A 13,621-nucleotide genomic window follows, 5' to 3' on the forward strand; every position below is an offset into this window, starting at 1 on the left:
GCCCGGGTGGTAGCGATAACCCCCATGCCACGTGCCCGGTCCTGCACAAACTGACTTCCGGCAGGTTGGCGCAATCGGTGGTCTGACGTCACACTAGGCGCCGTCTTGCGTCTGGTGTGCATATGACTGCCTCGTCCGACCTGCTCAGGGAATTGCGCATAGACCGTAGCGCGCCACCGCCGCCGGCATCACGCCGCGGCTTGTGGATCGCGCTCGCTGTCGTTGCGGTGGTGCTCGTACTCGCACTCGCGGCGTGGGCCGTGCTTGGCCGCGAGCGCGGCGTCGAAGTGAAGACCGCCACCGCAACCGCCATCGGCAGCGGCGGCAACGCTTCGGTGCTCGACGCCACCGGTTATGTCGTCGCCCGCCGCATGGCCACGGTGTCGGCCAAGATCACCGGCAAAGTGCGCGAAGTGCTGATCGAAGAAGGCCAGAAGGTCGAGGAAGGCCAGATCATGGCCACGCTCGATCCGATCGACGCCGATGCCGAACGCACCCTCGCCAGCGCCCAGGTCGGCGCCTCGCGCAGCCAGGTCGAAAGCGTGCGTGCGCGTCTGTCCGAGGCCGAAGCCAACGCCCGCCGACTGTCGACGCTGGTCAACCAGCAGCTGGTGTCGAAGGCGCAGTACGACGAAGCGATCGCCGCGCGCGATTCGCTGCGCGCCGAACTGACCACCTCCGAACGCAATGCCAAGGTCGCCGGCGACCGCCTGCACATCGCCGACCTCGGCGTCGACAACACCATCGTGCGCGCGCCGTTCTCCGGCGTGGTCACGGCCAAGGCCGCGCAGCCGGGCGAGATCGTATCGCCGCTGTCGGCCGGTGGCGGCTTCACCCGCACGGGCATCGGCACGATCGTCGACATGGATTCGCTCGAGATCGAGGTCGAGGTCGGTGAGGCCTTCATCGGCCGCGTGCAGCCGAAGATGCCGGTCGAGGCCACGCTCAACGCCTACCAGGATTGGAAGATCCCGGCCGAGGTGATCGCCATCATCCCGGCGGCCGACCGCGGCAAGGCCACGGTCAAGGTCCGCGTCGCGCTGAAGACCAAGGACCCGCGCATCGTCCCGGACATGGGTGTGCGCGTGAGCTTCCTGGAAGCAGCCAAACCCGAAGCGCCGAAGCAGAAGCCGGGCGTGCTGGTGCCGGCCGCGGCGATCACCAGCCGCGACGGCAAGCAGCTGGCCTTCGTCGTCGTCGACGAGAAGGCGCAGCAGCACGAGGTCACCGTCGGCCGCAGCCTGGGCGACGACCGCGAAGTCACCCAGGGCCTCTCAGGCGGTGAGACGGTCGTGCTCGACCCTCCCGCAGGTCTGGCCGATGGCGACCGCGTCAAGGTTGCCGTCGCCGCCGCCGAGTCCGACAGCGGCTCGGCAGACCAGTAATCAACGAAGCAGTTAACGCAGTTCCTCCTCCTACCGTATCGAGGACGTCGCAATGTCTACGCTGGTTTCGATCCGCAATCTCAGGAAGACCTATCAACGCGGTCCGGAAAAGGTGGAGGTGCTGCACAGCATCGACCTGGACATCCCCAAGGGCGACTTCGTCGCGCTGATGGGTCCGTCGGGCTCTGGCAAGACCACGCTGCTCAACCTCATCGGCGGCCTCGACTCCCCCACCGGTGGCGAGATCCAGGTCGACGGCCAGCGCATCGACACGCTCAGCGCCGGCCAGCTGTCGCAGTGGCGCAGCCACAACGTCGGCTTCGTGTTCCAGTTCTACAACCTGATGCCGACGCTCAACGCGCAGAAGAACGTCGAGCTGCCGCTGCTGCTGACCAAGCTGTCGTCGGCCCAGCGCAAGCGCAATGCCGAGATCGCGCTGCAGCTGGTCGGCCTGGCCGAACGCGGCAAGCATCGCCCGAACGAATTGTCCGGCGGCCAGCAGCAGCGCGTCGCGATCGCCCGCGCGATCGTCTCCGACCCGACCCTGCTGATCTGCGACGAACCCACCGGCGACCTCGACCGCCAGTCGGCGGAAGAGATCCTGGCGCTGCTGCAGTCGCTCAATCGCGAGCACGGCAAGACCATCATCATGGTCACCCACGATCCCAAGGCCGCCGATCACGCCCAGCGCACGATCCATCTCGACAAGGGCACCCTGGTCGAGCGCGAGCTGGCGGTGGAGCACTGACGTTTCTCAAGGAGCTGAGGGCAAGGGGCCAACCACGCATTCGGCGCCCCGCCCCCTCTTCCGGCCCTTCGGGCCACCTTCTCCCACAAGGGGAGAAGGGAGACACATGTTGAGGAAGCAGAGATGAAATACCTGCACCTGATCTGGGCCGCGCTGTTCCGCAGCAAGACCCGCACGTTTTTGACGTTGTTGTCGGTGGTGACCGCATTCCTGCTGTTCGGCATGCTCGACTCGGTGCGCGTGGCGTTCAACTCCGGCGGCAGCGTCACCGGCGCCAACCGTCTGGTCGTTGCCTCGCGCCTGTCGATCACGCAGATGCTGCCCTACAGCCTGGACACCCAGATCAAGACGATCCCGGGCGTGCAGAAGTCCGCGTATGCGGCCTGGTTCGGCGGCATCTACCAGGATCCGAAGAACTTCTTCGCCAACTTCTCCGTGGGCCCGGGCTACCTGGACCTGTATCCGGAGTTCAAGCTTCCGGCCGAGCAGCGCAAGGCGTGGGAGAACAACCGCACCGGCGCCATCGTCGGCGAGGCGCTGGCCAAGCGCCACGGCTGGAAGATCGGCGACACCATCCCGCTGCAGGCCACCATCTTCCCGACCCAGGGCAGCAACAACTGGTCGTTCAAGCTCGATGGCATCTTCCGCATCGACGACGAGAAGATGAAGGCGCAGGAGAACGTGCTGTTCTTCCACTGGAAGTACTTCGACGAGGCCAACGACTACGTCAAGGGTCGCGTTGGCTGGTACATCGTCAAGGTCGCCGACGGCGCCGGTTCCGATGGCGTGGCCAAGGCCATTGATTCGCTCTCGGCCAACTCCGACCACGAGACCAAGGCGCAGACCGAAGCGGCGTTCAACCAGGCCTTCGCCAAGCAGTTCGCCGACATCGGCCTGATCGTCACCGGCATCATGGGCGCGGTGTTCTTCACCCTGCTGCTGCTGACCGGCAACACGATGGCGCAAGCGGTGCGCGAGCGCATCCCGGAGCTGGCGGTGCTCAAGACGATCGGATTCTCCAACCGCAGCGTGCTGTGGCTGGTGCTGGCCGAGTCGATCCTGCTGGTGGTGCTGGGCGGCGTGATCGGCATGGGTATCGCCTCGCTGCTGATGCCGGGCGTGAGCAAGGCCAGCGGCGGCATGATCCAGTTGCCGACGGTGCTGGGACAGACCTGGGTGGTGGGCCTGGTGCTGATGCTCGCCATCGGCGTGATCGTGGGACTGCTGCCGGCGTTGCGTGGCATGCGCCTGAACATCGTCGATGCCCTCGCCGGCCGCTGAGCCAAGGAGATCCAGATGAAGAAGTTCATGATCAATCTCGGCATCGCCTTGCTGCTCGTCATCGGTCTGGTCGCCTGGGCGGTGCTGCCCTGGTACCTGGTGCTGGCCGTGGTGGTGCTGTTCGTGCTGTGGCTGCTGCTCACCCGTTCCGGGCGACTTGCCTGGGAGGCGGCCAAGATCGGCCTGGCCAGCCTGCCGCAGCGCTGGGGTGCCTCGTCGGTGATCGTGGTCGGCATTGCCGGCGTGGTCGGCGTGCTGGTGGCGATGCTGGCGATGGGCGAAGGCTTCAAGGCCACGCTCAACCAGACCGGCAGCGACTCGTCCGCGATCATCCTGCGTGCCGGTTCGCAGGCCGAGACCAACTCGGTCATCACCCGCGACCAGGTCCCGCTGATCTCGTCGCTGGCCGGCATCTCGCGCGGCGCCGACGGCCGACCGGTGATCTCGCCGGAGTTGTCGCAGGTGGTGAACCTGCCCAGCAAGGCGGACGGCACCGACTCCAACGTGCAGTTCCGCGGTGTCGGCCCGATGGCGTGGACGCTGCGGCCGAAACTGAAGATCGTCGAAGGTCGCAAGTTCAACCCCGGCATGCGTGAACTGGTGGTCGGTCGCGGCGCGCAGAAGCAGTTCGTCGGCCTGGAAGTCGGCAAGCAGCTCAAGCTCGCCAACCAGATGTGGACGGTGGTCGGTGCGTTCTCGTCCGGTGACTCGCATGACTCGGAACTGTGGGCCGACGTTGACGTGCTCGGCCCGGCGTACCAGCGCCAGGCGTTCCAGTCGGTGACGGTGAAGCTGGACGGCAAGGACGGCTTCAACCGCCTCAAGGCCGCCCTCGCCGGCGATCCGCGCCTGAAGCTGGACGTGGAGACGACGCACAACTACTACGCCAAGCAGTCCGAAGGCCTGACCAAGCTGATCAACATCCTCGGCAAGGTCATCGGCACGATCATGGCGATCGGCGCGGTCTTCGGCGCGCTCAACACCATGTTCGCCGCCGTCGCCGGCCGCGCTCGCGAGATCGCCACGATGCGCGCGATTGGTTTCCGCGGCGTGCCGGTGGTGGTGGCGGTGATGCTGGAGACAATGCTGCTGGCGCTGCTGGGCGGGCTGATCGGCGCCGGACTGGCGTGGCTGGTGTTCAACGGCTACAGCGTGTCCACGCTGGGCAACAACTTCAGCCAGGTCGTGTTCCAGTTCAAGGTCTCACCGGAATTGCTGTGGAACGGCCTGAAGTGGGCGCTCGGCATCGGCCTGGTCGGTGGCCTGTTCCCGGCGCTGCGTGCGGCGCGACTGCCGGTGACCGAGGCGTTGCGCGCCGCCTGATCGACGCGCGGATGCATGCAGACAAGGGCGCTCCGGCGCCCTTGTCTGCGTCTGGGGTTCGCGCGATGTGTGCGCGTAGGGCGCCGCCTGCCAAGCAACTGTGCGCGCCGTGGAAGGCGGCGCGTGCCTGCGCGTTGCGATGATCCATGCAGAAGGGGACGCCCCGCTCCCCGCAGTACATGGACTCGGACATGGCCCCAAGCACGGACAACAGCATCCGGATCGGAATCGACGGCGCAGGTTCTGCAGACCTGCTCGACAACATTGCCATCAACGAATTCGGTGCCGCCATTGGCGCGAGCATGTACGACGGGCGTGCGATCTTCGGCGCGCCGCTGGCCACCGTCGAGCGTTCGATCCTGGACCGGCTGGCGATCTCGCCGGGCAGTCCGGTCTACCTGTTCGGTTACAGCGTCGGCGGCGACCAGGTGCTGCGGCTGGCCAACAACCTGGCGGCCTATTCGGTGGAGGTGAAGGGCCTGGTCGCGTTCGATCCGCACAGCCCGCTCAATCCGTTGCCGATGCAGAGGCGCTACACGCTGGCCAGCGACAGCTGGGAAACCCTGAACTTCCTCCAGTGCTCGCCTTACGCACTGGGCAGCAATCCGTTCTGGGGCGGCCAGGTCAACGACGCCTGCAACGTCGACCTGACGTCACAGGGTGCGGTCCATACCACCATCGTCAGGACCGCGCTGGCGAAGTACGAGGCGGTGATCCTCTCCGTCCTCGGCGTGCGGGCGCTGCCGCTGGCTGCCGTCTAGTCAGCTTGCCAGCGCGGCACTGCGCCGCGCGCGCATCAGGCCATCGATCGCGAACACCGCCAGCGCCACCCAGATGAAGATGAAGCCGGTGGCGCGGTCGCGGTTGAAGGCTTCGCCGAAGAACAGCACGCCAAGCAGGAACTGGATGGTCGGGGCGATGTACTGCATCAGTCCGACCACCGACAGCGGCACGCGGCGCACGGCGAAAGCGAAGCCGATCAGCGGCAATGCCGTCAGTGCGCCGCCAAAGATCAGCAGCGCATCCACGCCCAGACCCCAGCCGCTGGCAAAGTGGCCGCTGCCGTGCGTCTCGCTCCACAGCAGCACCACCAGTGCAGGCAGGAACAGGTACACGCTCTCCACGCCCAGGCCGCTGACCGCGTCGACCGCCACCAGTTTGCGGATCAGGCCGTACAGCGCGAACGACAACGCCAGCCCGATCGCGATCCACGGCGGCTGGCCGTACTGCCAGGTCAGCCAGGCAACACCGGTCGCCGCCAGCGCCACCGACAGCCACTGCACGCGGTTGAGCCGCTCATGCAGGAATGCCACGCCGAACAACACGCTCACCAGAGGATTGATGAAGTAGCCCAGGCTGCTTTCGACGACGTGCCCGGCGTTGACGGCCCAGATATACAGGCCCCAGTTGAAGGCGATCAGCGCGCCGCTGAGCGCCAGCATCCAGGCCGCGCGCGGTCGCGCCAGCGTTGCGCGCAGCCAGCCTCGGCCCTGCTTCCACGCCAGCCATGCCGCCACCAGCAGCGCGCTCCAGACGATGCGGTGCATCACGATCTGCAGCGACGGCACCACCTTGAGCAGATGCCAGTACAGCGGCATCAGCCCCCACAGCACGAAGGAGGCAGCCGCGACCCACAGGCCGCTGCGCGCGGCGGCGTGATCGCTCATGCCGCCGGCTCCTCGGGTGCCGGTGCCGGTGCCGGTGTCGCTGCCGCTGCCACCGTCGCCGGTTTGCCGGCGCGCGCCTTGGCCAGGGTGATGATGACCACGCCGACCAGGATCACCGCCATCGCGCCCAGGTCGTGCGCGGTGAAGTGCTCGCCACCGATCAGCGCGCCGAACACCACCGCGATCGGCGGATTGACGTAGGCGTAGCTGGTCGCCAGGGCCGGACGCACGTGGTGCAGCAGCCAGATGTAGGCGGTGAAACCGAAGATCGACCCGGCGACCACGAGGTACAGCATCGCCGCGGTCGCGCTGACGCTCGGCATCGCGGTCATGCGCTCGCCGTGCAGCACGGCGGCGATCAGCATCCAGATGCTGCCGGTGAGCATCTGCCCGGCGGCCGACATGAACGGTTGCGGCAGGTCCTGGTCGCGGCTCCAGATCGAGCCCCAGGCCCATGCGATCGGCGCGATCACCAGGCACACCAGGCCGAGCGTGGACGACGACAGCTCGCCGCCGGCATTGAGCCAGAGCACGCCGAGGAAGCCGATGATCAGGCCGACCCATTCGATCTTCGAAGGATGGCGGCCGCGCAGCATCGCGAACACGCCGGCGAACAGCGGCATCGAGGCCACGGCAATCGCGGCCAGGCCGGAGCCGACCTCGGTCTCGGCCAGGTTCACCAGGCCGTTGGACAGCAGCACCATCCAGATCGACAGGATCCACAGCGTGCGCCACTGCTTTCCGGTCGGCTTGGGGACGCCGCGCCAGCGCAGCACCGCGAACATGATCGCGCCGGCCAGGAACATGCGCCCGGCGCCGAGCAGGAACGGCGGATAGCTTTCCAGCGCGAAGCGGATCGCCAGGTAGGTCGAGCCCCAGAGGATGTAGACCGAAGCCAGGGCAAAGGCGACGGCCAGCCCGCCGGGAGCGGCGCGGGCGGCGGTAGGTGCAGCGGTGCTCATGCGGAGTCCAGGTGGGGAGTTGGCGGTGCTGCCGGCCGACGCGACCGGCACCGCGCCGCGCGGCGACCCGGTGCCGTCATCGACGGCCGGGACGCCGCACCGCCGGTGCAGGGATCGTTCGGATGACTGAATCGTAACGGCAGTGGCCGCGACGGGATTGATAAATCGTGCGCATAAACGCAAAAATTTTGCATGGCCAAGACTCCCGTGATGCTGGACGAGTTCGACCACCGCCTGCTGGAGCTGCTGCAGCGCGATGCCTCGGCAACCCTGACCGAGCTCGGCGAAGCCGTCGGGCTATCCGCCAGCACGGTGCAGCGACGGCTCACGCGGTACCGCAAGAGCGGGCTGCTGCGGCAGATCGCGGTGCTCGACCCCACCCTGCTCGGCACCACCACCCTGGCCACGGTGCTGGTGGCGATGGAGCGTGAGGCGGCCAAGCTGCATGCGGCGTTCCACGCCCGCATGCGCGCCGCGCCGGAAGTGCAGCAGTGCTACACGCTGGCGGGCGAGTGGGACTACCTGGTGATCCTGTCGACCACCGGCGTGGCCCATTGCCGCGAAGTGGCCGACCGCTTGTTCATGGACGAAGGCAACATCAAGCGCTACGAGACGCGGATGGTGTTCGACGTGGTGAAGGCGGGGTTGCACGTACCGACCCGGATGCCGGCGAGGCGGCGGAGGTAAGGCATCACGCCGCGCGCTCGCGCGCCAGCACCTTCTGCTTCATCGGCAGGCCCCAGCGATACCCGCCGAGCGAACCATCGCCGCGGATCACGCGATGGCACGGCACCACGATGGCCACATGGTTCCCGGCGCACGCACTGGCCACGGCGCGCGTCGCACGCGGTTGCCCGATTGCACGCGCCACTTCGGCATAGCTGCGCGTCTCGCCGCGCGGGATCTTCATCAATGCGTCCCAGACCTTCTTCTGGAACGCCGTGCCGATCAGGTCCACCGGCACCTGTGCCTGCTTGCCGGCCAGTGCATCGGCAACCGCGCGCAGCCGCGGCGCGAGGAACTCGTCGCGACCGGCATCCACGCGCTCCAGCTGTGCCTGCGGAAACTCTTCGTGCAGGCGCGCTTCCAGCGCATCGGCATCCTCGCCCAGTTCGATCATGCACACGCCGCGCTGCGTGGTCGCGACCAGGGCCTGGCCGAGCGCGGTGGCGGCGATGCTCCAGCGGATCTGCTCACCGGCGCCACCGGCGCGATAGCGCGCGGGCGTCATGCCGAGCTTCGCGGCACCGCCTTCGTACACGCGCGACGGCGATCCGTAGCCGGCGTCGTACAGCGCCGCGCTGACATCGTTGCCTTCGCGCAACGCGACCTTGAGCGTCCCCAGCTTGCGCTGCGCGAGGTACTCGGCCGGACTGAGGCCGAAACGCGCGCCGAATTGCCGCTGCAGGTGCGAGGCGCTCAGGCCGACCGCGATGGCCAGGTCGGTCAGCGTCGGCTCGCCGGCGTCGAGCAGTTGCCGGGCGTGGTCGAGTTTGTCGCGGAGCTTGCGGGCGGTGTTCATGGTCCAAAGCGTAACGGGCGCCCTGGGGCGCCCGCTATCCGTTTCTTGCTGCTGGTGGCGACCGTTGAACCCATCGCCACCCAGCCCTCTCCTTGAAGGGGAGGGCTACATGTCAGTCCGCCCAGTGACCCGCCGTCGTCGCCGTCGGCAGCACCTGCGCCGAAAGCTGGCGGTCGCTGTTGAGCAGGTGCACCGCGTCGGCGAGGATCGCAGCCGATTCGCGCAGCAGCGGGTCCGGACGGTTCTCGGCCAGCTTCTCGCGTTCGGCGTCCTTGGCGATGTCGCGCTCGTTCGCCGCCAGGCCGTCGTCGTTGTAGTCGTCGGCCAGCGGGTCCAGGTCCAGGCCCAGGGTCTTGCGCTCTGCCTGGCGCTGCTTGCGCTTGTTGTCGTCGCGGTCGCGCTCGGCGCGGCGCTCGGCTTCGTTGAGGCTGACCCACTTCTTGGCGCGTTCCTCGCGGAACTCGTTGACGTCATCCGACCACCACTGGAACTCCTTGTCCTTGGCGATGCGGGTGGTGTGCAGGGTCTCGAGCTTGGGCAGGAGCGGTGCGAAGTTGCCGTAGGCGGTGTGCTGCACGGCCGAGATGCGGGTCCACGGCAAGGCGTTGTCGTAGGTGCTCTCGCCGTATTCGCTGGCATCGACCGACACCGGATAGGCGATGTCGGGCACCACGCCCTTGTTCTGGGTCGAACCGCCGCTGACGCGGAAGAACTGGGCGATGGTCAGCTTGACCTGGCCGAAGCGCGCTTCCTCGTTGGCCGGCCAGCGGTCGAGGTCGACCAGGTTCTGCACCGTGCCCTTGCCGAAGCTGGTTTCGCCGATGACCAGGCCGCGGCCGTAGTCCTGGATCGCGCCGGCGAAGATCTCCGACGCCGAAGCCGAGCCACGGTTGATCAGGACCGCGAGCGGACCTTCCCAGGCAATGCCGCTGTCGCTGTCGCCTTCGACGCTGACGCGGCCGCCGGACTCGCGCACCTGCACGACCGGGCCGCGGTCGATGAACAGACCGGTCAGCTCGATCGCCTCATTGAGCGAACCACCGCCGTTGTTGCGCAGGTCGAGCACGACGCCTTCGACCTTTTCCTCGCGCAGCTTGGTCAGCAGCTTGGCGACGTCGCGCGTGGCCGAGGCGTAGTCGGCGCTGTTCTTGCGGCGGCCTTCGAAGTCCTGGTAGAAGCCCGGCAGTTCGATAACGCCGATGCGTTGCTGCGGCGCGCCGTTGACGGCGGGAATGGTGATGACCTTCGACTTGGCGGCCTGGTCTTCCAGGCGCACCTTGTCGCGCACAAGCACGATGCGCTGCGGCTGGCTGTCGAGGCCCGATTCGGCCGGGATCACGTCCAGGCGCACCTTGGTACCCTTGGCGCCGCGGATCTTGGCGACGACATCGTCGATGCGCCAGCCGATCACGTCTTCCATCGCGCCGCTTTCGCCCTGGCCGACGCCGACGACGCGGTCACCGGGCTTGAGCTTGTTGGACTTGCCGGCCGGACCGCCGGGCACGATCTCGCGGATCGCGACCACGTCGTCCTGCTTCTGCAGCACCGCGCCGATGCCTTCGAGCGACAGCGACATCGACACGTTGAAGTTGTCGGCGGTCTTCGGGGTGAAGTAATCGGTGTGCGGATCGACCGAGTTGGCGTAGCTGTTGAGGAAGGTCTGGAAGACGTCCTCGCCCTTGAGCTCGGCGATCGACTTGCCCATGTTGGCGTAGCGCTTGTCGAGCGTCTTGCGGATGTCCTCGGGCTTCTTGCCGGCCAGCTTCAGGCGCAGCCAGTCGTTGCGCACCGACTGCTTCCACAGCGTGTCGAGCGCGGCGTCGTCGGTGGCCCAGGGCGCGTCCTCGCGGTCGTACTCGTAGCGGTCGCTGCCGGTGAAGTCGAAGATGTCCTGCTTGAGCAGGTTGCGCGCGAAGGTCACGCGCTGGTCGACGCGCTGCTTGTAGGTGGCGAAGATCGCGTACGCCGGATCGAGGTCGCCGCTCTTGATGGCGTCGTCGAACTTGAGCTTGAAGACGTCGAACTTGGCGACGTCCTGCGCGGTCAGGAATTGCTTGCCGCCGTCGAGCGACTCCAGGTAGCGCTTGTAGATGTCAGCCGACAAGGTGTCGTCGAGCGCCACCGGGCGGTAGGCGTAGCGGCTGTCGGAGAGCAGCCCGTAGACGAGCTTGGCGGCGGTGGTCTGGTCGGCGGTCGGCGCACGCGGCAGCGGCGACGGTTCCATCGACTTGATCAGGCTCGGCTTCTCGTGCTGCGGGAATTCGACCTGGGTGGTCTTCTTGTCGACGCTATCGGAGGACTGCGCGAGCAATGCCAGCGGTGTGGTCAGCAGGAAAGCGAATAACGTGGTCTTGGCATTCATCGCGGGGCTCGCGGCCGTTGCCGGCCTGATCTTTGGTGCGGGGGGCGTCAGGACACGGACAAGGAACGGCATGAACCGACAGCATGGACCGGTGTTCGACAACCCCACAGTGCCGAAAGTTGCGGCGGCTGTCACCCCACCACGGGTGGGAATAAGCGTGCCATCGCCCGCACAAACGCCCGTTCATGAGGAAGCGTTCAGGCAGGCGTTACGCAAGCGTTAGATGGCCCGCGTCGCCGCCAAGTTGCGGCCTGGCCGGTCAACGAGGCGTGAGGCTGCGGGCAGTCAGTTGGCGGCGACGAAGCCGGCTTCGATCGCCGAGCGGTCGGCGTGATAGGACGAGCGTACCAGCGGGCCGGAGGCAACGTGGGTGAAGCCCAGGGCCATGCCGTAGACCTCCAGTTCCTTGAACTCTTTCGGGGTCCAGTAACGCAGCACCGGATGGTGGTGGGGGCTGGGCTGCAGGTATTGGCCGATGGTGATCATGTCGACGTCGTGGGCGCGCAGGTCGCGCAGGGTCGCCTGCACCTGCTCCATGGTTTCGCCCAGGCCGAGCATGATGCCGCTCTTGGTGGCCACGTCCGGATGCTGCGCCTTGAACTTCTGCAGCAGGGTCAGCGACCACTGGTAGTCGGCGCCCGGGCGGACGTTGCGGTACAGGTCCGGCACGGTCTCGACGTTGTGGTTGAACACGTCCGGCGGGTTCGTGGCGAGGATCTCCAGCGCGCGCTCCATGCGGCCCTTGCCGCGGAAGTCGGGCGTGAGCACCTCGATGCGGGTCCTGGGGCTGTGCTCGCGGATGGCGGCGATGCAGTCGACGAAGTGCTGGGCACCGCCGTCGCGCAGGTCGTCGCGGTCGACGCTGGTGACCACCACGTACTTCAGGCCCATGTCGGCGACGGTGGTGGCCAGGCTCAGCGGCTCGCCGGCGTCCGGCGGCTTGGGCCGACCGTGGGCGACGTCGCAGAAGCTGCAGCGGCGGGTGCAGACCTCACCGAGGATCATGAAAGTCGCGGTGCCGTGGCTGAAGCACTCGTGGATGTTGGGGCAGCTGGCCTCTTCGCAGACCGTGACCAGGCGGTTCTCGCGCAGCTTGGCCTTGAGCAGCTGCACCGAGTTGCCCGACGGGATGCGCACGCGGATCCACGACGGCTTGCGCAGCACCGGCGCATCGGCGAACTGCACCGGCGAGCGCGCGATCTTGTCGCCTGCCAGCTGCTTCACGCCAGGCTGCAAGGCTTCCGGCGCGGCGTTGCCGCTGACCATGGCGAGCGGGATGGACTTGGCGGTGGAATCGGTCATGGCGAAGCGTTCTCTGCGGTGTTTGCCCCCTCTCCCGCGAGCGGGAGAAGGGACATTTTCAAAGTCGCGGCGGCGGCGCCTGTTCGACCTGCAGGCCGAACTGGCGGGCGACGTGGCCGATCAGTACCGGCTTGACCGCGTCCAGCCCCGAAGGGCCGCCCAAGTCTAGCATCGAGGTCACTTTCAGCCCCTGGTAGCCACACGGATTGATGCGCACGAACGGCTCCAGGTCCATCGCGATGTTGAAGGCCAGGCCGTGGAAGGTGCAGCCGCGACGGACGCGGATGCCGAGCGCGCCGATCTTGGCGCCGTTGACGTACACCCCCGGCGCGCCTTCGCGGCGTTCGGCGTGGATGTTCCAGTCGGCCAGGGTGTCGATCATGGCCTGCTCGATCCGGTGGACGTATTCCTTGACCCCGACCTTGAGCCGTTTCAGGTCCAGCAGCGGGTACAGGACGATCTGGCCGGGACCGTGGTAGGTCACCTGGCCGCCACGGTCGACATGCAGCACCGGGATGTCGCCGGCGAACAGTACGTGCTCATCCTTGCCGGCCTGTCCGAGGGTGAACACCGGATCGTGTTCGACCAGCCACAGCTCGTCGGGGGTGTCGGCGGTGCGTTCATCGGTGAAGGCCTGCATGGCCCGCCAGACCGGCTCGTAGGCGCGCCGCCCCAGATCCCTCACGCGAGTCGGAAACATGCCCCCCTCCCCTTTGGGAGGACCGGGGAGGGGATGGGTCTCAGCCGCCGGAACGTCCACGTTGCTCAGAGCGTCCACTTCACTTCCGGATGTTCCCGCAGCACCGCATGCGCCAGGTCGTACTGCTCGCGGTTCACGGCGCGGAAGCTGATGCGCACCGACACGTAGCGACCATTGCTGGAATGCTTCCAGCTGACCGATTCACTGACCACTTCGATACCGGCGTCGAGCAGCAACGTCGGCAGCACCGTCTCCAGGTCCTTCTCGGCCGCGCCCATGGCGCTGAGCTCGAACGTGCCGGGGAACTGGAAGCCGTGGTCGGGGTTTTCGGATTTGATCTCCATGGGTACCGATTATGGGTGCGGAGGG

General features: G+C 67.2%; 13 protein-coding genes. 6 read left to right on the forward strand and 7 right to left on the reverse strand.

Going from position 1 to position 13,621, the window contains the following annotated elements:
• Positions 1-122 precede the first annotated feature (122 nt).
• The 5 genes from AB4Y64_RS04550 to AB4Y64_RS04570 all read left to right on the forward strand — a co-directional run bounded on the left by AB4Y64_RS04550 (position 123) and on the right by AB4Y64_RS04570 (position 5,498).
• The gene (locus tag AB4Y64_RS04550) at positions 123-1,385 is read left to right on the forward strand and encodes an efflux RND transporter periplasmic adaptor subunit (RefSeq protein WP_441815260.1); all 1,263 of its coding nucleotides are present in this window, start codon (positions 123-125) and stop codon (positions 1,383-1,385) included.
• Between the two features lie 52 nt (positions 1,386-1,437).
• Positions 1,438-2,133, forward strand: coding sequence for an ABC transporter ATP-binding protein (locus AB4Y64_RS04555; RefSeq protein ID WP_441815261.1), 696 nt, complete (start codon positions 1,438-1,440; stop codon positions 2,131-2,133).
• 123 nt (positions 2,134-2,256) lie between these two features.
• On the forward strand, positions 2,257-3,414 hold the full coding sequence (locus AB4Y64_RS04560) for an ABC transporter permease (protein ID WP_441815262.1): 1,158 nt from the start codon (positions 2,257-2,259) through the stop codon (positions 3,412-3,414).
• A gap of 15 nt (positions 3,415-3,429) precedes the next feature.
• Entirely contained in the window at positions 3,430-4,737 is a 1,308-nt protein-coding gene (locus tag AB4Y64_RS04565) for an ABC transporter permease (protein ID WP_441815263.1), read from the forward strand.
• A gap of 191 nt (positions 4,738-4,928) precedes the next feature.
• Positions 4,929-5,498 (forward strand): hypothetical protein, encoded by a 570-nt coding sequence (locus AB4Y64_RS04570; protein ID WP_441815264.1) that lies wholly within the window; start codon positions 4,929-4,931, stop codon positions 5,496-5,498.
• Here AB4Y64_RS04570 and rarD read toward each other — a convergent pair whose 3' ends face one another.
• The gene (rarD, locus tag AB4Y64_RS04575) at positions 5,499-6,404 is read right to left on the reverse strand and encodes an EamA family transporter RarD (protein ID WP_441815265.1); all 906 of its coding nucleotides are present in this window, start codon (positions 6,402-6,404) and stop codon (positions 5,499-5,501) included.
• Positions 6,401-7,366: a drug/metabolite exporter YedA gene (gene yedA / locus AB4Y64_RS04580; RefSeq protein ID WP_441815266.1), complete on the reverse strand. Its 966-nt coding sequence runs from the start codon at positions 7,364-7,366 to the stop codon at positions 6,401-6,403. Before yedA ends, rarD begins: the two co-directional genes overlap by 4 nt.
• A 192-nt stretch (positions 7,367-7,558) precedes the next feature.
• On the opposite strand from yedA, the gene AB4Y64_RS04585 reads away from it, so the two are divergent.
• The gene (locus AB4Y64_RS04585) at positions 7,559-8,053 is read left to right on the forward strand and encodes an Lrp/AsnC family transcriptional regulator (RefSeq protein ID WP_441815267.1); all 495 of its coding nucleotides are present in this window, start codon (positions 7,559-7,561) and stop codon (positions 8,051-8,053) included.
• A 4-nt stretch (positions 8,054-8,057) separates the two neighbouring features.
• Here AB4Y64_RS04585 and AB4Y64_RS04590 read toward each other — a convergent pair whose 3' ends face one another.
• The 5 genes from AB4Y64_RS04590 to AB4Y64_RS04610 form a co-directional block, all read right to left on the reverse strand.
• Positions 8,058-8,888: a methylated-DNA--[protein]-cysteine S-methyltransferase gene (locus AB4Y64_RS04590; protein ID WP_441815268.1), complete on the reverse strand. Its 831-nt coding sequence runs from the start codon at positions 8,886-8,888 to the stop codon at positions 8,058-8,060.
• A gap of 112 nt (positions 8,889-9,000) precedes the next feature.
• On the reverse strand, positions 9,001-11,250 hold the full coding sequence (locus AB4Y64_RS04595) for a carboxy terminal-processing peptidase (RefSeq protein WP_441815269.1): 2,250 nt from the start codon (positions 11,248-11,250) through the stop codon (positions 9,001-9,003).
• A 285-nt stretch (positions 11,251-11,535) separates the two neighbouring features.
• Positions 11,536-12,552: a lipoyl synthase gene (lipA, locus tag AB4Y64_RS04600; protein WP_441815270.1), complete on the reverse strand. Its 1,017-nt coding sequence runs from the start codon at positions 12,550-12,552 to the stop codon at positions 11,536-11,538.
• 58 nt (positions 12,553-12,610) lie between these two features.
• The gene (gene lipB, locus AB4Y64_RS04605) at positions 12,611-13,330 is read right to left on the reverse strand and encodes a lipoyl(octanoyl) transferase LipB (protein WP_441815271.1); all 720 of its coding nucleotides are present in this window, start codon (positions 13,328-13,330) and stop codon (positions 12,611-12,613) included.
• Complete coding sequence (locus AB4Y64_RS04610) at positions 13,318-13,596, reverse strand: DUF493 family protein (RefSeq protein ID WP_441815272.1); 279 nt, start codon at positions 13,594-13,596, stop codon at positions 13,318-13,320. Before AB4Y64_RS04610 ends, lipB begins: the two co-directional genes overlap by 13 nt.
• Between the last annotated feature and the right edge of the window lie 25 nt (positions 13,597-13,621).

This window comes from Lysobacter sp. TAF61, assembly GCF_052113485.1.
Lineage (GTDB): Bacteria > Pseudomonadota > Gammaproteobacteria > Xanthomonadales > Xanthomonadaceae > Lysobacter_J.

Excerpts from the sequence above, each read along its gene's own strand:
- lipA (WP_441815270.1), bottom strand. The coding sequence starts at position 12,552 with ATGACCGATTCCACCGCCAAGTCCATCCCGCTCGCCATGGTCAGCGGC.
- rarD (WP_441815265.1), bottom strand. The coding sequence starts at position 6,404 with ATGAGCGATCACGCCGCCGCGCGCAGCGGCCTGTGGGTCGCGGCTGCC.
- AB4Y64_RS04560 (WP_441815262.1), top strand. The coding sequence starts at position 2,257 with ATGAAATACCTGCACCTGATCTGGGCCGCGCTGTTCCGCAGCAAGACC.
- AB4Y64_RS04590 (WP_441815268.1), bottom strand. The coding sequence starts at position 8,888 with ATGAACACCGCCCGCAAGCTCCGCGACAAACTCGACCACGCCCGGCAA.
- yedA (WP_441815266.1), bottom strand. The coding sequence starts at position 7,366 with ATGAGCACCGCTGCACCTACCGCCGCCCGCGCCGCTCCCGGCGGGCTG.
- AB4Y64_RS04570 (WP_441815264.1), top strand. The coding sequence starts at position 4,929 with ATGGCCCCAAGCACGGACAACAGCATCCGGATCGGAATCGACGGCGCA.
- AB4Y64_RS04555 (WP_441815261.1), top strand. The coding sequence starts at position 1,438 with ATGTCTACGCTGGTTTCGATCCGCAATCTCAGGAAGACCTATCAACGC.
- AB4Y64_RS04585 (WP_441815267.1), top strand. The coding sequence starts at position 7,559 with ATGGCCAAGACTCCCGTGATGCTGGACGAGTTCGACCACCGCCTGCTG.
- AB4Y64_RS04565 (WP_441815263.1), top strand. The coding sequence starts at position 3,430 with ATGAAGAAGTTCATGATCAATCTCGGCATCGCCTTGCTGCTCGTCATC.
- AB4Y64_RS04550 (WP_441815260.1), top strand. The coding sequence starts at position 123 with ATGACTGCCTCGTCCGACCTGCTCAGGGAATTGCGCATAGACCGTAGC.
- AB4Y64_RS04610 (WP_441815272.1), bottom strand. The coding sequence starts at position 13,596 with ATGGAGATCAAATCCGAAAACCCCGACCACGGCTTCCAGTTCCCCGGC.
- AB4Y64_RS04595 (WP_441815269.1), bottom strand. The coding sequence starts at position 11,250 with ATGAATGCCAAGACCACGTTATTCGCTTTCCTGCTGACCACACCGCTG.